Consider the following 21649-nt stretch of genomic DNA (forward strand, 5'->3'; position numbering starts at 1 on the left):
TACACTTCCCAGTGTCGGCGTCAAGCGCTTATTTTAAGAAGTTTTTCAAGCGATGATTCTTTATACAAGGCACATCTAATAAAGCTCTTAAAGCGATTGTCACCAGATTCAAATCTCTTTCGATTTTTGAATCCCCAACACCGCTGCAAGTCCCGTTCTATCTAGCGTTTACGCTGGGTAGTTGACCTGCTGTGCCGTGTCAGTGGATGCGCATTATAGGGAGATTCGAGGCGAGCGCAAGCGCTTTTTGAAAGAAAAATGAAGTTTTTTCAAAAGCCTATATTAAGCACACCATACCCACTAAATACCCCCAGAGTTATCCACAAAACAGACATTTTAGTTCATATTTTGTGCGCCGGGACATTCAGTCTAGTACAGTATTTTCGAGTTGCACGTAGAATTTTTAATTAAGTTGAATTATTGCAAGCTTTACCTTCATTACTGGAATTATACAGAGTTCCGTTATCTAGGCCTCAGCTCGCTGTATTCCTTATATATGCTCTAAAATAAGCAGGTAACAAATGGTATAACGCTGACTCAGCTAATTATCCTACTCTTTAAACTAAACCATCCGATAACTCCCTGAAGATCTCCACTCAGTAAGATGCCTCTTCTCTATTAGGCTTAGATACTCTTAAAGATTCTGCATACATAATTAAGCTCCCCTTCAGGCTTCGCCTGTTAACCTACTTCCTATAATGAATTTATTCACTTTAGAGTGATCCCTATAACAATGCGGTAATTGTTCCCTTCACGCACTTGTTAAGACATGCTTGAATAAAACAAACCATTTCTTCTTGCCCGAGGTACTTTCATGCACAATAACGTAAAAGCATTGCTTGCAACCACTGTCTTATTTTTTAGTAGTCAAACATTGGCTAGCAGCGGATGCGCATTCGAAGATAAGCAAGACGGCTTTTTAGCGACTTGCAGTGAGGAGAAACAAGAAGTGATTTTAACTGGTGCTGTAACACATCAAGAGCTTAACCAATTTGACTGGTTTACCGATGAGTATTCAAATTATACCGCTGATGCATCTGCGATTAGTCAGCTACAAAAAGTAGATACTCCAACAGAAGTCATAGTCATCATCGGTACATGGTGCCCTGACTGTCATCGCGAAACCCCTCGCTTCATTCGCATCATTGAAGAGATCAACAATCCAAACATAAAAGTGACATATATTGGTGTAGACAGAGCCAAACAAGATCCGCAAGGATTAGCTGCTAACTATGAGTTTACCCGTATTCCGACTTTTATTGTTGAACAAGACAATAAAGAGATAGGCCGCATCGTCGAAAGACCAGAAGTGACACTAGAGGCTGATTTGGTAAATATCTTAAAGTAACCTTGTAGCTAATAAAATTAAAAGGCCGCAAATGCGGCCTTTTATACTCTTATATTAGCTAGTAACTTCTACATTAGAAATCGTAACGAACCGACGCTCTAACATAACGCGGAGTCTGGAAACTATCAGCGTAACCATAGCGAATGTTCTTAGCACCACTGTCAAACTCATATTGCTCATCCACTCCTGTAACACCATCGAAGTTAAACAAGTTGAATACGTTTAACTTGAAGTTAAGACGGCCTGCTTCATTAAAGTCCATTGTGTAAGACATATTTAGGTCAATGTTATAAATCCAATCCGTTCGTCCCATGGTGCCACGAGGTGCGGCTTCACCGCCGGCATAGAAAGATGAAGCACCGTACCAATCACGACCATAACAAGTCCCATCAATCGCCACAGCCTGAACACAGTAACCTTGGTCTTCAGGGTGAACGCCAAAGGCATTAATTGGACGACCAGATTGTAGGTACGAGTTAAAACCAACGCTGAAATCATCAGTTACGTTATAAACACCATATAACTTGAAGTTATGACGACGATCGTTTGGTAGGTAACCATCACCATTATCCATAAGTTCAGGGTAGTCAAAAGATGTTGTCCAACCTGGATCTGCCTGCTCATTATCAGAACGAACTAGGCCTTCTGTATTACCTTCACTCTTAGACCAAGTATAAGAACCATTCAGTGTAAAGTCGTCTGTAACATTACCGCTAAAGCTTAGCTCGATAGCCTTATATGTACGCTCAGCTTCTGGAAAGCCCATTTGATCGGCATTTACATTTACAGTCTCTTTAACACCATCACCATCTACATCATAATAGATCTCTGTACCAATCCCTGGGTTTGTTAGTGTCGGGAACCAACCACCAACAAAGTAATCTTCAGCGCTTGTTTCACCATTACCAGCATGCCATGTATTTGCATCATAGTTTTCTAAAATCCATTGGTTCATACCGTAGTTAAATGATACATCTTCAATAGATTGCTTAAGATCGCGATACACACCACGCACACCTACAGCCCAATCATCATTAACCTGCTGCTGATAACCAATTGCAAACTCATCTGAATACATTGAGCCAGCTTTGTTATTAAACAGCTGATCAGCATCTGGTACTGAACCGTCAGCAACAACGCGGCGACTAATTTCATCTCCTAGTATTGGAGAACCATCTGCATTAACACCATCAAGATGACTTACGATATGTGAATCATACGCAGCAGATGCCATGCGTAAGTTTGTGTTTGGAGATACAGGCTGGAAATAACGTCCATATGAAGCGTATAACTTACTCGCACCATCTCCCAGTACATCCCATGTAGCACCTAAGCGTGGCGCAAATTGGCCATCTAGGTCGACATACTTGTCACCAGAACCAGTAGTGTTACTAAATTCGCTATAACGAACACCAGCATTAATCGTTACAGTATCAGTCACTTCCCAAGTATCAGAAACATATAGTGCAGTATGAACGTTTTCTGTTTCGCTATTTTTCCCCCAAATACGCAAATCAGCATACTCAGTACCTTCAGCAAGCCCGTATGAATTATCAGGACCTGCAGCAAAATACTCATACCAACCATCACCGTGCGGTGTATAGATATCAGCAATTTCTAGACGCTCATAATCATAACCAGCACGTAATGTATGATCACCAATAACCCAGTCTAAATCGATACGGTAAGTGATTCGTTTGTCTTCAGTTTCTGAAGAGCCATAACCAACCCAGTCACCTAAGCGCTCCCATGAACCGGAACGAAGATCCCAATAGGTAGATTGATCTAACGTGCCAGAGTTATCCTTGGTAGATTGGGTGATCTCACCATACATAGCTGTTAAAGTAATATCGTCTGTTAGATAACCAGTATATAAAGCATTCCAACCAATTCCGCCGTATGTGGACTCTGTTACACCAATCTCATCACCACGACCGCCGTTTTCATCACGCTGGTATTCATTTCCTGTGTAGTCGCCTTCATTACTGAAAGCCATTACACCCAAAGAGTGATCTTCATGGATAAACCAATCAACTTTGGTAAACCAACGGTTAGTCTTCCACTCATTATCGTTAATCTGACTCTCACCGTATCCAGTGGTTTCCTCTTCAAACGGGTTCCATAAACCGTAGAAAAATAACTTGTCTTCAATTAATGCACCTGAAGCCCAAATATTATATTCAGTTTCTTGCCAATAACCGTCTTTCGCCTCTTCAATAGTGCCATCATCTTTCATTCTTAGCGCCGGTTCAGCTAACGAATCTGGTGCGATTTCAGCTTTTGCACCAAACTGCCACTCATTATCACCCGACTTTGACACTAGACTTACAACACCACCGATAAAACGACCATATTCAGCCGATACACCACCAGTTTGTACTTCAGTTTGCGCAATAGCTTCCCATGGAAGATCGATATCGCCCATACCTTTACGTAAATCAGTGATATTTAGTCCGTTTAGATAGTATCCGTTTTCTGCAACTGATGAGCCGCCAATCGAAACGCCGCCGAAACCATCATCACCTGCGACAGAGCCTGGAGTAAGTAAGGCAATAGCAGTGGCATCTAATTCAACGGGTAACTGGTTAAGTTCACCCATAGAGATAACTTGTGACGCTGTAGTACTAGAAGTATCTACTCGGCTAATTCTTGCGCCACTAACAGCAATACGCTCGACACCAGAATCCTCAAGATCAAGAGCAACATCGAAAGTCAGTGCATTACCCATAGTAACTGCTATGTGTTGCTCTCTTACTTGGTAATAACCGTCTTTAGAGATGGTTACTGTATATTTACCAATCGGCAGACCTTTAAGAGAGAAGCTACCGTTTGCACCTGTAGTCGTTTCTCTCACAATACCTTTTGATTCATGCTTAATAATAACTTTTGCATTACTAAGATTTGAGCCAGCTTCAGTGGTAATTCGACCTTGCATAACACCTAAGCCATCGGCTGCCATCGCAGCAGGCGCAGATATAAACAACACCGACCCCACGGCTAATGCAGCTAACGTTTTTTTCGGCGAAAATCGCTTCGAAGCGTTACTTCCAGACATAATTTATCTCCCTTAAACTTTCTTTGAGTAAGCGCTTAGTCAGAATATTTTTTAATAAGATTGGGTACAGAACAGCCAAGCGCAACAAAACGTTAACACAACATACATATTTTATACAATCTACATTATCCAGAAGGCTATAGAATTGAGAGTATTTAAGGTTTTTATGAAGTAGAAGATCTAGAGAACAACACACACTACAGTTTTAACGTTTACAAAAATCAACAAAAGCAGTCGGTGGAACCGTAAATTAGTTACATGCCAGATAAAAAGACTGAAATAAGCAGGGGAAATATAATTTTAATTGTTAAGAGCAGCTAAAGCAGAGTCATTACAGCGGCAAGTATTGAGTTAATTGATACTCAAACGCGACAAAATAGAATTGAATACAAATAATAGAAAGAGGGATTAAGAGTTGAATATAAAGTAAAAGTAAAAATAAAATTAATAAGCTAAAGGTTACTCGCTAGAGTCTGCAGCACACCTTCACGCAGGGCACCACCAGAAAGGTGGAGTTTTTCAATTTCAAGTAACTCAAATAGAGCAAGTAAAATTGACACGCCAGCAGCAAATGTTGGCGCTCTTTCATGATTCAACCCCGGAATTTCTAGCATTGACGAATCCTCTTGGGCCAATACTTCCTGTTTTAGCTGCAGTAAAACAGCTAGTGTGATTGTACTAGAAAGATTACGATGGTTTAGTAGTTCAACAACTGACTGAACACTGCCCGACGCCCCGACTACGCAATGCCAACCTAATGTTCTAAGCTCGCCAAGCTGTTTTCCCAATATCCCCTTGACCTTGGCCTTAGCGTCATCAAAATCCAGTTGCTGGAATGGGAAGCTGCCAAAAAAGGCCTCGTTAAAAGTAACACACCCAATAGGCAAGCTGGTTTTGAGTAGTACCCGACTACCATCACCGATAATAAACTCGGTGCTTGCCCCACCAATATCGATAACAAGACGGCGCCCTTCACCTTCGGTCGTAGCAACCATACCTTGATAGATAAGCTCAGCCTCACGCATACCGGAGATAATTTCGATAGGGTGGCCGAGAATAGTGAGTGCTCGCCGACAAAAGTCATCCGAATTTGAGATGTTTCTCAGTGTGGCTGTAGCAATTACTGCCACGTTATCACCGCTAACGCCCTCTTTTTCGAGCATTTTGGCAAACATTTTTAAGCAGTCGAGCCCACGTAATAACACCTCTTCACTCAGCGAACCATCGGCTAAAATACCTTCAGCCAAACGAACTTTTCGTTTGTACTTAGCAATAATTTTAGGCTGATGGCCATCAGTTTTAGCCACCAGCATATTAAAACTATTTGAGCCTAATGTGATGGCTGCATAAAGAGGTGCTGTCATTGAGCGCTATCGCCTAAGAATGCCTACGCGTTCTATCATGACGACGTGGACCACTACTACGATGGTTGCCCTGTGGGCGACCTTGACCACTGCGATCACGCTGATTGCGAGTATGACTAGTAGGCTTACGATGAATTTTTACTGGTGGTGGAATATCATCAAGTAGCGCATCGCTATCGTAAGATGTCACCGGAATTGAGTGTTGAATATAAGACTCAATAGCAGGCAAGTTAAGAGCATACTCTTCACATGCAAAACTCACTGACACACCTTTTTGACCTGCGCGGCCTGTACGACCAATACGGTGTACGTAATCTTCGCAGTCATCGGGTAGATCGTAGTTATAAACGTGAGATACATCAGAGATATGCAAACCACGCGCCGCAACGTCTGTGGCCACTAAGATGTCAATTTCACCTTTGGTGAACTGCTCAAGAATACGTAAACGTTTCTTCTGCGGTACATCACCTGTTAACAAGCCTGCGCGATGTCCGTCACCTTCAAGCCATGACCATACTTTTTCGCAGCTGTGTTTAGTATTAGAAAAGACGATGGCTTTTTCTGGCCAGTCTTCTTCAAGCAAAGACAATAGCAAAGGCATCTTCTCCTCCATCGATGGATAGAAGATCTCCTCTTTAATGTTCTTTGATGTTTTCTCGTTTGGCGCAATCTCAACCTTCTCTGGCTCATTCATGTGGTCATAAGCAAGCTCCTGCACTTTCATAGAAAGCGTTGCAGAGAACAACATATTCAAACGTGACTTAGCATCTGGCATACGTCTAAACAGGAAGCGAATGTCTTTAATAAAGCCTAGATCGAACATGCGATCGGCTTCATCAAGCACAACAGCCTGAATCGCACTCACGTTAATGACACCTTGGCGTACGTAATCAATAATTCGACCCGTAGTACCAATAAGTACGTCAACGCCTTTATCCAGTACTTTACGCTGTGCTTCATAACCCTCGCCACCGTAAACAATACCAACCTTAAGACCGGTATGTTTAACCAATAAATTGGCATCTTTAGCAATTTGAATCGCTAACTCTCGAGTCGGCGCCATGATAATAGCGCGTGGTTGATTGAGTTGACGATCTGCTGGGGCTGGTACTGATAAGAGGTGGTTAAAGGTCGCAACCAAAAAGGCCAAGGTTTTCCCTGTACCCGTTTGCGCCTGACCAGCTATATCTTTTTTTTCTAATAAAATCGGTAATGATAACGCTTGAATCGGAGTACAGAACTCAAACCCAGCTTCATTAAGTGCTTGATGAACCTCTTTATGTAAGGGGAATTCAGCAAACTTCTTTGTAGATAAATGTGTTTCGCTCATAGCGCAGGCTTACCTGTAAAGGTTGCAATAAAAAACTCGATCGTTTGAAATAGCGATAGAATTTTATCACGGAAAATTGGTGCACACTCTGAGAAACGTAGTTCACGGTACTTTTTGCATCGGTGACGGAATCACTATTCCCTCTGTTTTATATGATGCTATGAAATTTTAGCGTGTATTTACGGTTCTCTTAGGACAATTTTAAACGCTTATTCGCGTTAGACGTCATTGACGTAGGCTAACTATGCCTGTAAATCAGCGTCTTGTCTAAAGCGTTTTTTGCTCCTAAAGAGTACTGCAGTAATATTTGCATAACTTTTGGCTTGAAAAGCTATTTTACCAACCCAATATACAGGTTAAGCCATTAACAAACCAGCGATGGCAACCAAACTGGAGAACAACATGAGCGACAAGATTGTATACCTAAGCGACGATAGCTTTGAAAATGACGTAATTAACTCTGAACTACCAGTTCTGGTTGATTTTTGGGCTGAGTGGTGTGGTCCATGTAAAATGATTGCCCCAATCCTAGATGATGTAGCTGAAGAATATGAAGGTAAAATCACAATCGCTAAGCTGAACGTTGATCAAAACAATGTATCACCAGCTAAGTACGGCGTTCGTGGTATCCCAACTCTACTGCTATTTAAAGCCGGTGAGCTTGCTGCTACTAAAGTTGGCGCATTGTCTAAGACTCAGCTTAAAGAGTTCATCGACGCTCAACTTTAAGCTTAAAAATACCGCTCCCCCCCCTGATATAGCGGTATGAAAGTGATTCCCGGCACAGCTTCAACAAGAAAATGTGTCGGGTTAAGCTAAACTTCTAGACGCCTCGTCTTGTTAGTGCTACTTTAATAACCAGACACATTCAAATTAACCCACTTCTCGCTATCCAATCGATATTCAATAAGCTACAAAACCATTGATCGAAGATAGTATTGTCACGTAAAAACAAGACCCACCAAGATGAATTTATCAGAATTAAAAAACACCTCGATTTCAGATTTAGTCCAGCTTGCGCAAGACATGAAGCTAGACAATATGGCCCGTGCTCGTAAGCAAGATATTATTTTCTCTATTCTTAAGGCCCACGCTAAAAGCGGTGAAGATATTTTTGGTGGTGGCGTTTTAGAGATCTTACAAGATGGCTTCGGCTTCCTTCGTAGCTCTGATGGTTCATACTTAGCGGGCCCAGACGATATCTACGTATCACCGAGCCAAATTAGACGCTTTAACATGCGTACTGGTGACACGATATTTGGTAAGATTCGTCCACCAAAAGAAGGTGAGCGTTATTTTGCCCTTCTAAAAGTTACTGAAGTTAACTTCGACAAACCTGAAAACTCTCGCAACAAAATCCTTTTTGAAAACCTTACACCTTTGCATGCAGAAGAACGTATGCGCATGGAGCGTGGTAACGGTTCAACTGAAGATATCACTTCACGTATTCTGGATTTATGTTCTCCAATTGGTAAAGGTCAACGTGGTCTTATCGTTGCACCACCAAAAGCGGGTAAAACCCTATTACTACAGAACATGGCGCAAAGTATCACCAACAACAACCCTGAAGTGGTGTTGATGGTTCTACTAATCGACGAACGTCCTGAAGAAGTTACCGAGATGCAACGCATGGTTAAAGGTGAAGTTATTGCTTCTACCTTCGATGAACCAGCAAGCCGTCACGTACAAGTTGCCGAAATGGTAATTGAAAAGGCAAAACGCCTCGTTGAGCATAAGAAAGACGTAGTTATCTTACTTGACTCTATTACTCGTCTTGCTCGTGCATACAACACTGTTATCCCTTCATCTGGTAAGGTGCTTACTGGTGGTGTTGACGCTAACGCTCTACACCGTCCTAAGCGTTTCTTTGGTGCAGCTCGTAACATCGAACATGGTGGCAGCTTAACCATTATCGCAACAGCGCTTGTTGATACAGGCTCTAAGATGGATGAAGTCATTTACGAAGAATTTAAGGGTACAGGTAACCAAGAGTTACACCTTTCTCGTAAGGCTGCTGAGAAGCGTGTCTTCCCTGCAATCGATTTCAACCGTTCTGGTACGCGTCGCGAAGAGAAACTAACTACGCCGGATGAGCTACAGAAGATGTGGATCCTACGTAAGATCCTTAATCCAATGGATGAAGTGACAGGCATGGAGTTCCTTATCGATAAATTGGCCATGACCAAGACTAACGATGAGTTCTTCACAGCGATGAAACGCGCTAAGAGCTAAGTCTCTTTTAATCAACTGACGTTAAGTTGATTAAAATAAAAAAACCGCATTCGTGCGGTTTTTTTGTTTCTGTATTACAGTAAAAGCTAGCGTTCCATGTAATGACTTACACGCTCTAAACGCTGTTTACAACGCTCTCTAAGCATATCTCTCAGTAACAGCACCACAGGCGTCACATGCTCGCGTCCGGGGCACACTAGGTACAGATCAGCCTCTTCCCCTCGATAGTCTTTCAACAAAGGCACTAAACGACCCGACTCGATATCATCTGTTAGATCTAACCAAGACTTAAATACCAGACCTTGGCCTGCAACCGCCCAACGCCGCGCTATATCTGCATCATTACAGGTACGGTTGGCGGTGACTCTAATCTTATGCTGCTGGCCATTTTTGCTAAATAGCCACTGATCATGAGTCCGTTCATCCAGCATAAAGAACAAGCAATTATGTTCTGCTAATTGCTCTAACGAGGTCACCTCACCGAAGCGTTTGATATAGTCTGGTGAGGCACACAGCACTCGATGTGACTGGCAAATTTTAAAGGCCACCAGCGAAGAGTCTTTAGGCTTGCCTGAACGCAACGCCACATCAATCTTGTCATGATAAAAGTCCGATAGGTTATCACCGATATGTAGACGCAGTTTCATCTGAGGATATGCTTGCAAGAAATCATCTAACCAAGGCAATAACACATTACGCCCAATGTCTGAGGGTACCGCTAAGCTAACCAAGCCCGAAATACTGGCCTGACTGCTCTCTATCGCCCTTTGACCTAATTCAAGATCCGCTAACGCTCTGCGGCAATGAATAAGATAGCGCTCCCCGGCATCAGTAAGCCTTAAGCTACGTGTACTGCGAATAAATAGGCTGGTTCCTAACGCTTTCTCTAACCGCTTTAGCCCGGCGCTTGCTACCGCAGAGGAGATATCTAGCTCCACTGCTGCAGCCGTCAAACTGCCACAATCAGCTATCCGTACAAATAGCCTGAGATCATCGAGCTGCATCTTTATCAATATTCCGAAAACTAGGTATAAAACTTCATTGTAGATAAAGCACCAGTAAACATCACCCATAAAAAAACCTGCAAATGCAGGTTTTTTCTTTATCTCAACCTAGACTAGCGTCACCGCCATCTTACGGCGCAGATAGGCTATCTGCTGCATATGCGGCAAGTCTTTAGGACAGTTGTCTTGGCAACCCAGTAGCGTCATACAGCCAAATACACCATCTTGGTTACCAATCACATGATAGAAGTCTTCTAGCTCGCGACCATCGCGGCTATCTAGCTCGAAACGTGCCAACTTCATCATGCCTACAGCGCCAACAAATGTGTCACGCATCTGCTTAGTCGCACAAGCTGAAACACAGACACCACACTCGACACAGCGCTCTAGCTCATAAAGCTTAGCCGCTTCAGCCGGATCCATTGGCGCTTCTAAGCGGTGCACATCGATGTCATCACTGATTGGGTGTAACCATAGTTTTAAGCGTTCAGCGAGTTCACGCATAAACTTACCCGTGTTAACCGATAGATCGCCAATCAGCTCAAAACCAGGCAGCGGCATCAAGTTAATCTCACCCTTAGGGTACTTAGTGGTCAGTGTGCGGCAAGCCAATGTAGGGAAACCGTTGATCACCATGGCGCAACTACCACAGATCCCGGCACGGCAAACAAAATCAAACTGCAAAGAGGTATCTTGCTCCTCACGCAAACGATTCAGTGCAATAAACACCGTCATGCCCGGTGTTTCTTCCAGCTGGTACTTCACCATCTTAGGCTTATCACCCGGCACCTGCGGATCATATCTAAAAATGTTAAAAGTTAAGGTACGGCCCTTAGCCATTTCTTGGCTCATTTAGCGTTCTCTCCTACGCTCGACTGATCAAGCGTGTCACTTAAGCGTTCGTTCTTTGGTTTTAATGATTCTGGTACGTCAAACGGCATCAAAGCGTGCTGCTGCTGATGCCTATCGGCATCTGGCCCTAGCTGAGCTAAGATCTCGCTGATCTCCTGCTCACGCTTGGCGGTATCTGGATGAGCAATCGCATTATCGATACCATAACCACGATAACCCGGTGGTAACTCCATCTGCATCACATCTAACTGCTCATACTCAAGCTCTGGTGCAAGTGCATTCTCATCAGGCCAGCTAGATAAGGTTCTGTTTAACCAATCTTTGTCATTACGTTGTGGGAAATCTTCACGAGCGTGAGCACCGCGGCTCTCGGTACGCGCAGCGGCACCTGCAGCAACTGTTAGCGCGACTTTAAGCATACGTTTAACGCGCAGTGCTTCTACCAGCTCAGGGTTTGCATGACGCTTGTTACACTTAAGGCCAATGGCGCGTGAGCGCTTTAATAACGCTTGTAGTTCAGCAACCGCTTTTTCTAACTCAGGACCATTTCGGAAAATACCGACGTAATCCATCATGATCCGCTCCATCTCTTTACGGATCGCAAATGGACTCTCTGTGCCGTCACCTTCTACTAGGCCATCAATTTCACTGCGTACCTTGTCGACGAATGTCTCAACTAGACCTGTATCGATCTCTAAGGTGTTTTCCTGACAGAAATCGGCCACATACTTACCGATGATCATGCCGCCAACAACCGTTTCTGCTAGTGAGTTGCCCCCTAAGCGGTTAAAGCCGTGCATATCCCAACACGCAGCTTCCCCGACGCTGAATAGACCCTTAAGCTGTGGGCTTTGTCCCGTCTTATCGGTACGAATGCCGCCCATCGAATAATGCTGGGTCGGTCTTACCGGGATCCAGTCTTTAGCAGGATCGATTCCTAGGAAGTTTTCACAGATCTCTTTAACTTCACGCAGGTTAGTCTCTACGTGTTTACGACCAAGCAAGGTGATATCCAGCCACAAGTGCGGACCATAAGGGCTATCGACCCCTTTGCCTTTGCGCATATGCTCTGTCATGCGGCGCGATACTACGTCACGTGAAGCCAACTCTTTCTTCTCTGGCTCGTAATCAGGCATAAAGCGATGACCATCTTTATCACGCAGTAAGCCACCGTCACCTCGACAGCCTTCGGTAGTCAAGATCCCCACTGGCACAATCGCCGTTGGGTGGAACTGCACCGCTTCCATGTTACCAAGCTTTGCTACACCGGTTTCTAATGCCAACGCTTGACCAACACCTTCACAGATAATGGCATTGGTAGACACTTCATAGATCCGGCCATAACCGCCAGTAGCGATAGTGGTCGACTTAGCTACATAGGCATGTAGCTCACCAGTAATCAGACAACGCGCCACTACGCCGTGACAGCGCTTACCATCGTGGATCAGTGATAATGCTTCCATGCGCTCATGCACAGGAATATCCATCGAAATGGCTTTATTATCTACCGCATAAAGTAACGAGTGGCCGGTACCATCTGCCGTGTAGCAAGTACGCCACTTCTTAGTACCACCAAAGTCACGAGCATTGATTAGGCCATGAGCGCTCTGTGCTTCCTCAATGGTTACCTTCTCTGCATTCACAACCACTTGACGTGGGCCAGCGGTTACACGCGTCCAAGGTACGCCCCAATTCGCTAATTCACGCACGGCTTTCGGCGCACAATGAGCAAACATACGCGCCACATCTTGATCGCAGCCCCAGTCAGAACCTTTTACCGTATCTTGGAAATGGACATCCTCATCATCTCCCATGCCTTTTACGGTATTGCCCAAACTCGCTTGCATACCACCTTGCGCCGCCGCCGAATGGGAACGCTTTGCAGGAATTAATGACAATACAACAGTATCTAGGCCACGCTCTTTAGATGCGATAGCTACTCGTAATCCAGCAAGTCCGGCGCCGATCACTAATGAATCGGTATATATCAGTTTCACACGTGCTCCTTAAAGTAGGGTGCAGAGTCAGTTTATGTTCTATTTATCATCGACTATTTACCCATTGGCATAAGGCAGGAACGCCAGTAATGACGCCAAGCCCACAACAATGAAAATCACACTGATGATAGTCTTTATTTTTTTCAGTCTTTTGCGGGTATTTAAGTCTCTCGCTGCGCCCCATTTCACCGCTAGGCGGTAAACACCAATCGCGGCGTGAAGCTCAACACAGAGTAACAGCGGCAGATACAACAACCACGCCCCCTGTTGCCAAATTCTATCGGCACTCCCGTGGGGGCCTATCGTCTCGGGGGCAGATCCTATCAGCCATAAATGCACGGGAAGCAATAGTAAAATCACCACTCCCGTTGCGGCTTGCCATACCCATAAACGTGTATCGCCATGATTAACCAAGTTAAGCTGCTGCCTTAACGCTTTTTGCTGACGCAGGCTAAGCGGTAGCTTATGGATAGCTACTAGGACATGCACCAACACAATAGCCGCAATCAGTAAGGCTATAATCGATACTACCCAAGGGTATCCATGACCATCAGCGCTTAAAAAGCTCAGCTCCATGGTCTTGGCAACCCAGGTCATCGCATCTCCCCCTAGCAAGATAGAGGAAACCAGTATCAGGTGTGTCCATAAAAATATTGCCAACACGCCACCAGAGATACTCTGGCTCAAATCTAACCAACCACTCCAATTACCGCGATCTGTTATTTTATTCATTCGCTGCCCTATCCTTGATAAATACCTAGCCCATTAACCTTTTGGTTACAATGTCGCGCAATAATAGGTATTTAACTGTGAGATAGATCAACAAAAATACGATTAGTTAAGTGAAGATTAATCAACTACTTCAGCTTAATCCCCACATAAATAAGCACCGCTTAACTTGGCCGATAAGCCTCTACTGGAAGTGTCAACTCACTGCCGATCAAAATGTAGGAACCTAGGCTAAGTAAACCGATAACGATAAGGTAAACAATTAACACCTTAACCAATTTACGCAGACCAGTGCGCTTATGGGTGAAGCCCCACTTAACCGCAACACGGTATAGGCCGATCATAGCGTGGATAACTACAGCGGGTAGCAGTAGTGCGTATAACAACCATGCATTATGGTGATAAACACGCTCCGCTGATAAGTTAGGGCCAATTTCAGGATTGGCAATCATGGTAAATAGGTGAACAGGTACTAGGAAGAACAACACAAAACCAGTAGCTAATTGCCAAAACCAAGCATGGCTATCTTTGTGATTAATCACTGTCATATGGCGTCGTAACGCACGCCACTGGCCAAGCTGAGCAGGAAAACGACGTAAGGCAACGGCTGCATGCAGCATCACTACGGCTAGCATAAACACCGAGAAGACTTTAGTTACAATCGGAAAGCCGTGACCAGTAGGGCTAAACATACCGCCTTCTAAGAATTGCACGACCGTATAGAAAGCATCTTTTCCAAGTAGGATACTCGACTCGAAGTGTAGGTGAGCCAGTAGGAAGCAGCCCATCATCACTCCTGTAATGCTTTGTATTTTGTCTGCTTTTGCCGATGCAGGATGTCCGGTACCGCTTACGTAGGATGCTAACATTATTCTTGTCTTGTTTGTCTTATGCCTAATAGTGGGATTTACACTCTAACAAGAACTTTGTCAGCAAAATGATACAGGGATTTTTTTCGTGAACAAGCTCACCCTTTTTGGCCCAACTATTAGATCAAGATCACAAATAGTGACGTACAAAAGAACACTGGTAATACCATTTACCCAATACAATTCAATACCTTGAATGGATAATTCAAACAAAACAATCATCAAGAAACCACTTCGATATTGAAGGTAAAAGCGACAAAAAGTAGCTATAACTAAAGATTAATTCGTTGATTTAGCATCTAACGTTCACGCTCAAACCTGCCATGGTTTACAATAGCCCCATATATTTAGATAACGAGAATGCTCATGCCTTGGATCCAACTAAAAGTCGATACCGACAATCAACACGCTGATGCCCTAAGCGATATGCTTATGGAATTTGGTTCACTTTCTATTACCTACGAAGACGGCAAAGATACTCCGATCTATGAGCCAACCTTAGGTGAAACACCATTGTGGAATCATACTGTTATCACCGCGTTGTTTGAGGCTGACTACGATCTAGCACCGATAGTCACTATGCTAAAAGGCCTACCTTACTTAGGTGAAAACTTCAGCCATAAGATCGAACAAGTTGAAGATAAAGACTGGGAACGCGAATGGATGGATAACTTCCACCCAATTAAGTTCGGTGATCGTTTATGGATCTGTCCAAGTTGGCGTGAAATCCCAGACCCTACAGCCGTCAACGTCATCTTAGATCCTGGTTTAGCCTTCGGTACGGGGACTCACCCAACTACCGCACTCTGCCTAGAGTGGTTAGACGGACTCGATTACAGCAATAAAGATGTGATCGACTTCGGTTGTGGATCAGGCATCCTAGCGGTAGCAGCGCTTAAGCTTGGTGCAGAGCGTGTAACAGGCATCGATATCGATTACCAAGCCATTGAAGCGTCAAAAGCCAATGCCGAGCGTAATGGTGTTGAAGACAAGCTTGACCTTTACCTACCTGAAGATCAGCCAGACGATTTACAAGCCGATATTCTAGTGGCCAACATTCTTGCAGGCCCACTGCGTGAACTTGCACCGCTTATTGCAGAAAAAGTTAAGCCGGGTGGACTATTGGCACTTTCTGGCCTGCTACAAGAGCAAGCTGAAGAAGTTTCTGCCTTTTACAGTCAATGGTTCGATATGGACGAGCCCGCTCACAAAGACGATTGGAGCCGCTTGACAGGTATACGCAAATAGCAGTAACCCGCGGCGCTTTCTGCGCCGCGACTGACTTCTCACCAAGCAAAAGTCAAGAAAAAAAGTTGCCCTCAGGTCATTTATTGACCTTTTCACAGGCTTGAAAAAGGCGTACTATAGCGCCCCTTTGACGAGCAAGGTGTTTTGATAAATGCAGATTGGACCCTATCGCCTGAAAAATCAGTTGATCGTGGCGCCAATGGCAGGTGTCACAGACCAACCCTTTAGAAATCTCTGCTTACGTTATGGCGCAGCCTTAGCCGTGTCGGAGATGCTTTCATCGAATCCTGATGTTTGGGATACAGATAAAAGCCGCTTGCGTATGACACACGCAGGTGAAGACGGAATACGTTCGGTTCAGATTGCTGGTGCAGATCCTGAGTTAATGGCCAATGCCGCTGTTGTTAACGTACAACAAGGGGCGCAGATCATTGATATCAATATGGGTTGTCCAGCAAAGAAAGTGAATAAGAAGCTCGCAGGATCAGCTTTGTTGCAAGATCCAGTTCAAGTAGAAGCAATTCTACGTGCAGTGGTGGCAGCGGTTGATGTGCCTGTGACGCTAAAAATTCGAACGGGATGGGCTCCAGAGCACAGGAATGGTGTTCATATCGCCCAGATAGCTGAAGATTGCGGTATTGCCTCGTTGGCCGTTCACGGTCGCACTAGGCAATGCATGTACAAAGGCGATGCCGAGTACGACACAATCAAAGCGATTAAAAAACAGATCTCGATACCAGTTGTCGCAAACGGAGACATTTTAACCCCAGAGAAGGCACGTTTTGTGCTGGATTATACTGGTGTGGATGCCCTGATGATTGGACGAGGAGCTCAAGGACGACCTTGGATATTTAGGGAAATCCAACATTACCTGGATACAGGTAATAAGCTAGCGCCCGTTGAGATGGATGAAAAGCGTCAAGTGATACTTGAACACCTAAAGCTACTGTACGACTTGTATGGTGACTATAAGGGCATCCGCTTCGCAAGAAAGCATGTTGGCTGGTACCTAGACCAAGAAAATCAACGGCCTTTTAGAGCCGAGTTTAATCGACTCGAAACCGTTGAAGAACAATGTTCCATGGTGGAACGCTATTTTGATGAATTTGTTGCATATTAATAAAGAGCAGAATACGAATGTTTGATCAGACTACTCACACTGAAGTTCACCCACTTACTGTTGGCAAAATCGAAACCGCAAGTGGCGCTATCAAGCCACAACTACTACGTGATGCGGTAAAGCGTGCTGTCACTAACTTTTTCGCTCAAATGGACGGGCAAGAAGCTGAAGAAGTATATGAAATGGTGTTAAGCGAAGTTGAAGCACCTCTGCTAGATATCATCATGCAACACACTCGTGGCAACCAAACTCGTGCTGCCAACATGCTAGGTATCAACCGTGGTACACTACGCAAGAAATTAAAGAAGTACGGCATGAACTAAGACTAACGTCTTAACGTGTTGTATAGAAACGGGTTTTTTGGCGACAAAAAGCCCGTTTTTGCTAATATGTACCCCCATATGTACCCCCGTTGTTTTGTTGCCCTAGCCCTTATCCCCTCTCAGTTTTCTCAATTTCACCCATAAAAAATATCATGTGAAAAGATCTGCCACTTTTCATGCTAAAACCCTTCATCTGCTAAAAACCCCTAAAATTTCGTTTTTACTTGCACTCTCCTCAAAATCCATATCCGCGCAATCAAGCGCTATGAATACGAGGAAATACCAATGAAAGACGTCAATTTAGCTTTAACGGATATCGGTGCAGCAAATGAATTAGTGTTTGACCGAATGGTTAAAGAAAAAGAGCGAAAGCTCATCACCTCAGTAAGTAGATCTGAAGCCTTCCAACTAGAACGCAAAGGCCTATTCCCTAGTCGCAGAAAAATCTCTAACCGTTCCGTAGGTTGGTTGCTCTCAGAATTGCTAGAGTGGGTAAAATCTAGAGATGCTGTAGTGTCACCAGATAATCATAAGCAAGAGGCAGCATTATGATTATCGCTAAAGGCGCAGTACACTCGCCACAGATTGAAATTATGCCGCTAATTGGTATTGCTGAAATGTGCACAAAATTGCATAAGAGTCGCGCAACTATCCACCGATGGGTAAAAGCGCATAAGCTTATAGCGCCTATATATCGAAACAATCGAACCATTGGCTGGTGCCCGCTTAAGTTTGAGCAATGGCAATTAACTCAAAAGTAAAAAATAGCTGATTTGCTGGTGGTGATACATAGCCCCTTAACCACCAGCACCTCCCCTAAAAACAACCTAAATAGTTATACAATGTATAACTCAAACTCAGCTATCTTCCCTCTGACTCCTCGCCAAAACAGCCCAAAACACTAAAACTCCCTAAAATTTAGTTTTTACTTGCAAGTTAAGCAGAATCCTTCAACCAAGAGCAATAAAGCCCTTTGGAGCCGAGGAGAAACAAATGCAAACATCGATATTCACGCCATCAATCGAAGACAGTATTAATGAACCTATTATCAATGAGCAGCAACGTAGGTTCATCACATCGGTTAGTCGAGCCCACGCCTTCCAACTAGAGCGCCAAGGCCTATTCCCCAAACACCTAAAGCTCGATAACAACGCCAATGGCTGGAAGTTAACAGAGATCCTAGCTTGGGTGCGTTCCCGCCCAATTGCAGAGCTTAAACAAGTGGGAGCCAACAATGACTAAATCACCTAACGCAAATACTAGAAACAATAGAAAAGTCAGGCTATGCCAATTAGTCGCCTCAACACACACCGTTGAACAAGTGCTCACTGTGGCTCAAATCGCAACTCGACTAGGCAAAAGTACTAAGACCATCAGAAATTGGCTAAGACAAGCCACAGATGCGCCTAAAGCCTTTAAAGACCAGAATGAATGGTTTGTCAGTATATCGGAATATGAAAAGTGGGAAGTTCGCTCACAGCTGTAGCGTTCGACCAATTAGAAGAGGGCAATATGTTGCCCTTTTTCAAGGGTAAGAATGAGACAAAATGGGCTGTTATAGTGCTTTATCAAACCTAAAAAATCGAAAAAAACGACTCAAATACAGCCAGCTTTGCGCCCTTGAGGGCAAGGCTTCCACCAAAATGTACTAGGTTTTAAATATTATTATGTCTTTGATCTTTAGAAGTACACCGGAAATAGAAGATACACAGAATAGTGTTAAACAATTAGAGCAAGCTATAGATGTTGTTCTAGGTGGGATCAGATGGAAAGTAATGCAATTCCCTGAAGGGTTAAACCGCAAACTTCTCAACGCCCTGTACAGTACTTTAATGGCCTATATCTCATGGCACTCTAAAGTATTGGTGATCCGCTTAGATGTCTCATTATATGATTCATTACCCAACAATCAAACCATCAGTAAGCTAAGAAGTTACATTCTCAGGCATCTTAACTCAAATTACAACTCTAGAGCTGAGTTTGGCTGGGTAAGGGAAGAGAACCAATATGCTGATAAATGTCACTATCACTGTTTCATTTTACTGGACGGGCAAAAAGTCAGGAGCAGTAAAAGGACATTCGATCTAGCGAAAAAGGCACAAGAGCTAATCATCGATATCAATATTCACTTCCCTGAAAATTGCACCTACATGATATTACCTAACACCCTGAGTAGCATCCAAGCCGCATTATACAGGCTCAGTTATTTAGCCAAAAATTGGACTAAAGAAAACAATCCCGCTTTAGCCAAAAGTTATTACTTTGGCCGTACTAAACATAAAACCTAAACAAAGCAACTTACAGCCTCACCACCAGCACTAAATATAGGCCGTATTTTTACAACAGAAACAGTTAATTAATTGTTAACCGTTTTACTGTTTTTTTGATCACAAGCTTATTTATGAACTCGTTTAACTTAGCCCCCCTGTGCAACTATTTACTTTTCAGCATGTTAGGTTTTAAGCGGGTGATCAAAAATAGAAGATAGCTAAGAGAGGCAAGAGTGATCACTTTTTTGTGATCACTCCGAATATGTTGAGTTTGAAGTAGCGGCAATTATCGCCATGAAAGTCGCTTACGAACGGTTACAAGATTGATGGTAAAACAACCGTTATTACATTAGGATTAACCCACCCAGAATATTAAATTGTGGGAGAAACTGATGCTAATTGGATTTTTAAAAGGCGCTCTTTTCTAGGTAATCCCTAGGAGAGAGACATGAAGAAAGAAGTTCGACTAACCCGTTTTTACGGAGTCAATGAAGTAGGATTAGCGGCATTGCCGCACAAAGTGTCAGGTAGGCAAGTTTCACGTATCTGCATTGGTGAAGAGATGGGATGCTCTCACTGCTTTCCTCACGGCATCGATACGATAAACGGCTACCATACTAAAGAGCAGCGTAACTGGAAGAAATACCGCAGAACCCAGTACCGCTAGCCAAGCCTCAGAAACTAAAACAGCACTCATTTGAGTGCTGTTTTGTTATTCAGATAAACCTAAAAAATGCTGGCTATAGTGTGGTACCAACACCATTAATTTTAGCTATCAGAAAATCGCCGAACTCTTTAGTGATTTGTACCTTATCACTTCCCATATTCAGCGTTCCTAATCCAAAACCACCAGCACTTGTAACTGGCGTATCAGGAAATGCCTCTCTAAACTCCATTAAAGCCTTATTTCGTTTAATATCGAACTTCCACCAATCTCGACCAAACTCAGTACTATAGCTTCTTGCCTCCATATACCAAGGCCAACGCTCCTTCCACGACTCTGCTTGTGCTTCGGCCTCTGTCACAAGGTTCAAACTTCCTGTCACTTTAAAATAGGAGATCAATGAGCCACAGCCAACGCCAGTTGTGATAACAATATCACCTTTACTAACACCCTTAGGTTTTCGTTTTGAAAAATGGAGATTCTGATGCAAGTCAGAATAATCATTTTTATCTTCTAGTCTTACGGGGTGCTCACTAGAGCCAGTAGGCTTTAAGAAATAAAGAGGCTCTTTATCTTTTGCTGCTTCAGTTGAATAAATAGTAGATATTATGTCTACGGGTATATCGGGCTTCTTCGTCCAATCAGGGTTACTTCTCAAGTACTGCTCAGCAAACAGCTTAGCTTTGTTGATTTGAGTAGCCGTTAACTCAGGGTAATCTAGATCCCCCAATACCTGCTCTAACAGTTCTCCAATTGTTTGCTCATCTGCAATCCTCAATCCCCACTCATGATTCGAATACATACCACTTTGAGTAAAATTTGCAGAAGTGACAATGGCTGATAGCATTTCACCGAATGCCATATAGACTTTGCCATGAAGCTGATTGTCGATGTTGATCTTCAACTTTATCGATGGGTATTTATCTTGAAAATAAACGAGTATGTCATGCAACTGAAACGGCTTAGTCAGCTGTTCAGGGTCTTTAGCCTTGAATGTTGTCACTATATCCAAACGATTTAGACTAGAGAAATCAAACTGCTCCAGCAGTGAAACCATATCGGAAGCCAAATATGGAGAAGCAAGGACAAATCGATTAGGAGCTGAGCTTAATTGCTTCTGAATTGCAGTTACATGGTTACTACCGATATTTGATGTTAATTCCATACTCACACCTAAAATCCTGACATAAACGTATCGACAAAGCGCTTAAACTTGTCGGTGATAACGGGTAATACTCGCTTGC

The 21649-nt window shown here is 43.6% G+C and carries 20 protein-coding genes; 11 read left to right on the plus strand and 9 right to left on the minus strand.

What is annotated here, in order from left to right:
• Positions 1-814 precede the first annotated feature (814 nt).
• Positions 815-1348 carry a thioredoxin family protein gene (locus JMA39_RS20405; RefSeq protein ID WP_202723736.1) on the plus strand — a complete coding sequence of 178 codons (534 nt, stop codon included), beginning with the start codon at positions 815-817 and terminating at the stop codon, positions 1346-1348.
• Positions 1349-1421: 73 nt separating this feature from the next.
• Here JMA39_RS20405 and JMA39_RS20410 read toward each other — a convergent pair whose 3' ends face one another.
• From JMA39_RS20410 to rhlB, 3 genes are all read right to left on the minus strand, one after another.
• Positions 1422-4403, minus strand: coding sequence for a TonB-dependent receptor (locus JMA39_RS20410; RefSeq protein ID WP_202723737.1), 2982 nt, complete (start codon positions 4401-4403; stop codon positions 1422-1424).
• A gap of 452 nt (positions 4404-4855) precedes the next feature.
• Positions 4856-5767, minus strand: a complete 912-nt coding sequence (locus tag JMA39_RS20415) for a Ppx/GppA phosphatase family protein (RefSeq protein WP_202723738.1) — start codon at positions 5765-5767, stop codon at positions 4856-4858.
• 13 nt (positions 5768-5780) lie between these two features.
• Complete coding sequence (rhlB, locus tag JMA39_RS20420; protein WP_202723739.1) at positions 5781-7097, minus strand: ATP-dependent RNA helicase RhlB; 1317 nt, start codon at positions 7095-7097, stop codon at positions 5781-5783.
• A 402-nt stretch (positions 7098-7499) separates the two neighbouring features.
• Between rhlB and trxA the strand changes: the two genes are divergently transcribed.
• Together trxA and rho are read left to right on the plus strand one after the other, a co-directional pair.
• On the plus strand, positions 7500-7826 hold the full coding sequence (gene trxA / locus JMA39_RS20425; protein ID WP_012278950.1) for a thioredoxin TrxA: 327 nt from the start codon (positions 7500-7502) through the stop codon (positions 7824-7826).
• Between the two features lie 237 nt (positions 7827-8063).
• Entirely contained in the window at positions 8064-9329 is a 1266-nt protein-coding gene (gene rho / locus JMA39_RS20430; protein ID WP_202723740.1) for a transcription termination factor Rho, read from the plus strand.
• A gap of 86 nt (positions 9330-9415) precedes the next feature.
• Here the strand turns inward: rho and JMA39_RS20435 are convergent, their stop codons facing one another.
• The 5 genes from JMA39_RS20435 to JMA39_RS20455 all read right to left on the minus strand — a co-directional run bounded on the left by JMA39_RS20435 (position 9416) and on the right by JMA39_RS20455 (position 14810).
• Positions 9416-10333 (minus strand): LysR family transcriptional regulator, encoded by a 918-nt coding sequence (locus JMA39_RS20435; RefSeq protein ID WP_202723779.1) that lies wholly within the window; start codon positions 10331-10333, stop codon positions 9416-9418.
• Positions 10334-10441: 108 nt separating this feature from the next.
• Positions 10442-11173: a fumarate reductase iron-sulfur subunit gene (locus tag JMA39_RS20440; RefSeq protein WP_202723780.1), complete on the minus strand. Its 732-nt coding sequence runs from the start codon at positions 11171-11173 to the stop codon at positions 10442-10444.
• An 8-nt stretch (positions 11174-11181) separates the two neighbouring features.
• Positions 11182-13182, minus strand: coding sequence for a fumarate reductase flavoprotein subunit (locus JMA39_RS20445; protein WP_202723741.1), 2001 nt, complete (start codon positions 13180-13182; stop codon positions 11182-11184).
• Positions 13183-13239: 57 nt separating this feature from the next.
• Entirely contained in the window at positions 13240-13914 is a 675-nt protein-coding gene (locus tag JMA39_RS20450) for a fumarate reductase cytochrome b subunit (RefSeq protein WP_202723742.1), read from the minus strand.
• Between the two features lie 161 nt (positions 13915-14075).
• Entirely contained in the window at positions 14076-14810 is a 735-nt protein-coding gene (locus JMA39_RS20455; RefSeq protein WP_280639056.1) for a fumarate reductase cytochrome b subunit, read from the minus strand.
• Between the two features lie 336 nt (positions 14811-15146).
• Here JMA39_RS20455 and prmA point away from each other — a divergent pair, with 336 nt between their 5' ends.
• The 8 genes from prmA (at position 15147) to JMA39_RS20495 (ending at position 20408) form a co-directional block, all read left to right on the plus strand.
• Positions 15147-16028 carry a 50S ribosomal protein L11 methyltransferase gene (gene prmA, locus JMA39_RS20460; RefSeq protein WP_202723744.1) on the plus strand — a complete coding sequence of 294 codons (882 nt, stop codon included), beginning with the start codon at positions 15147-15149 and terminating at the stop codon, positions 16026-16028.
• A 151-nt stretch (positions 16029-16179) separates the two neighbouring features.
• Entirely contained in the window at positions 16180-17148 is a 969-nt protein-coding gene (gene dusB, locus JMA39_RS20465; protein WP_202723745.1) for a tRNA dihydrouridine synthase DusB, read from the plus strand.
• A 17-nt stretch (positions 17149-17165) separates the two neighbouring features.
• Entirely contained in the window at positions 17166-17471 is a 306-nt protein-coding gene (fis, locus tag JMA39_RS20470) for a DNA-binding transcriptional regulator Fis (RefSeq protein WP_012153658.1), read from the plus strand.
• A 285-nt stretch (positions 17472-17756) separates the two neighbouring features.
• A complete protein-coding gene (locus JMA39_RS20475; RefSeq protein ID WP_202723746.1) occupies positions 17757-18023 on the plus strand; it encodes an AlpA family phage regulatory protein in 267 nt (88 codons plus the stop codon).
• A 441-nt stretch (positions 18024-18464) separates the two neighbouring features.
• Complete coding sequence (locus JMA39_RS20480) at positions 18465-18713, plus strand: AlpA family phage regulatory protein (RefSeq protein WP_202723747.1); 249 nt, start codon at positions 18465-18467, stop codon at positions 18711-18713.
• The gene (locus tag JMA39_RS20485) at positions 18706-18957 is read left to right on the plus strand and encodes a MerR family transcriptional regulator (protein ID WP_202723748.1); all 252 of its coding nucleotides are present in this window, start codon (positions 18706-18708) and stop codon (positions 18955-18957) included. Before JMA39_RS20480 ends, JMA39_RS20485 begins: the two co-directional genes overlap by 8 nt.
• Positions 18958-19138: 181 nt before the next feature.
• Complete coding sequence (locus tag JMA39_RS20490) at positions 19139-19759, plus strand: YagK/YfjJ domain-containing protein (RefSeq protein WP_202723749.1); 621 nt, start codon at positions 19139-19141, stop codon at positions 19757-19759.
• 430 nt (positions 19760-20189) lie between these two features.
• Complete coding sequence (locus JMA39_RS20495) at positions 20190-20408, plus strand: hypothetical protein (protein ID WP_202723750.1); 219 nt, start codon at positions 20190-20192, stop codon at positions 20406-20408.
• A 73-nt stretch (positions 20409-20481) separates the two neighbouring features.
• Here JMA39_RS20495 and JMA39_RS20500 read toward each other — a convergent pair whose 3' ends face one another.
• On the minus strand, positions 20482-21570 hold the full coding sequence (locus tag JMA39_RS20500) for a phospholipase D-like domain-containing protein (protein ID WP_202723751.1): 1089 nt from the start codon (positions 21568-21570) through the stop codon (positions 20482-20484).
• Positions 21571-21649: the final 79 nt, after the last annotated feature.

The sequence above is a fragment of the Shewanella schlegeliana genome, from assembly GCF_016765635.1.
GTDB lineage: Bacteria > Pseudomonadota > Gammaproteobacteria > Enterobacterales > Shewanellaceae > Shewanella > Shewanella schlegeliana.

Excerpts from the sequence above, each read along its gene's own strand:
- JMA39_RS20480 (WP_202723747.1), top strand. The coding sequence starts at position 18,465 with ATGCAAACATCGATATTCACGCCATCAATCGAAGACAGTATTAATGAA.
- JMA39_RS20435 (WP_202723779.1), bottom strand. The coding sequence starts at position 10,333 with ATGCAGCTCGATGATCTCAGGCTATTTGTACGGATAGCTGATTGTGGC.
- dusB (WP_202723745.1), top strand. The coding sequence starts at position 16,180 with ATGCAGATTGGACCCTATCGCCTGAAAAATCAGTTGATCGTGGCGCCA.
- JMA39_RS20495 (WP_202723750.1), top strand. The coding sequence starts at position 20,190 with ATGAAGAAAGAAGTTCGACTAACCCGTTTTTACGGAGTCAATGAAGTA.
- rhlB (WP_202723739.1), bottom strand. The coding sequence starts at position 7,097 with ATGAGCGAAACACATTTATCTACAAAGAAGTTTGCTGAATTCCCCTTA.
- JMA39_RS20485 (WP_202723748.1), top strand. The coding sequence starts at position 18,706 with ATGACTAAATCACCTAACGCAAATACTAGAAACAATAGAAAAGTCAGG.
- JMA39_RS20415 (WP_202723738.1), bottom strand. The coding sequence starts at position 5,767 with ATGACAGCACCTCTTTATGCAGCCATCACATTAGGCTCAAATAGTTTT.
- rho (WP_202723740.1), top strand. The coding sequence starts at position 8,064 with ATGAATTTATCAGAATTAAAAAACACCTCGATTTCAGATTTAGTCCAG.
- JMA39_RS20500 (WP_202723751.1), bottom strand. The coding sequence starts at position 21,570 with ATGGAATTAACATCAAATATCGGTAGTAACCATGTAACTGCAATTCAG.
- JMA39_RS20475 (WP_202723746.1), top strand. The coding sequence starts at position 17,757 with ATGAAAGACGTCAATTTAGCTTTAACGGATATCGGTGCAGCAAATGAA.
- JMA39_RS20410 (WP_202723737.1), bottom strand. The coding sequence starts at position 4,403 with ATGTCTGGAAGTAACGCTTCGAAGCGATTTTCGCCGAAAAAAACGTTA.
- fis (WP_012153658.1), top strand. The coding sequence starts at position 17,166 with ATGTTTGATCAGACTACTCACACTGAAGTTCACCCACTTACTGTTGGC.
- JMA39_RS20490 (WP_202723749.1), top strand. The coding sequence starts at position 19,139 with ATGTCTTTGATCTTTAGAAGTACACCGGAAATAGAAGATACACAGAAT.
- JMA39_RS20450 (WP_202723742.1), bottom strand. The coding sequence starts at position 13,914 with ATGAATAAAATAACAGATCGCGGTAATTGGAGTGGTTGGTTAGATTTG.
- JMA39_RS20405 (WP_202723736.1), top strand. The coding sequence starts at position 815 with ATGCACAATAACGTAAAAGCATTGCTTGCAACCACTGTCTTATTTTTT.
- JMA39_RS20440 (WP_202723780.1), bottom strand. The coding sequence starts at position 11,173 with ATGGCTAAGGGCCGTACCTTAACTTTTAACATTTTTAGATATGATCCG.
- trxA (WP_012278950.1), top strand. The coding sequence starts at position 7,500 with ATGAGCGACAAGATTGTATACCTAAGCGACGATAGCTTTGAAAATGAC.
- prmA (WP_202723744.1), top strand. The coding sequence starts at position 15,147 with ATGCCTTGGATCCAACTAAAAGTCGATACCGACAATCAACACGCTGAT.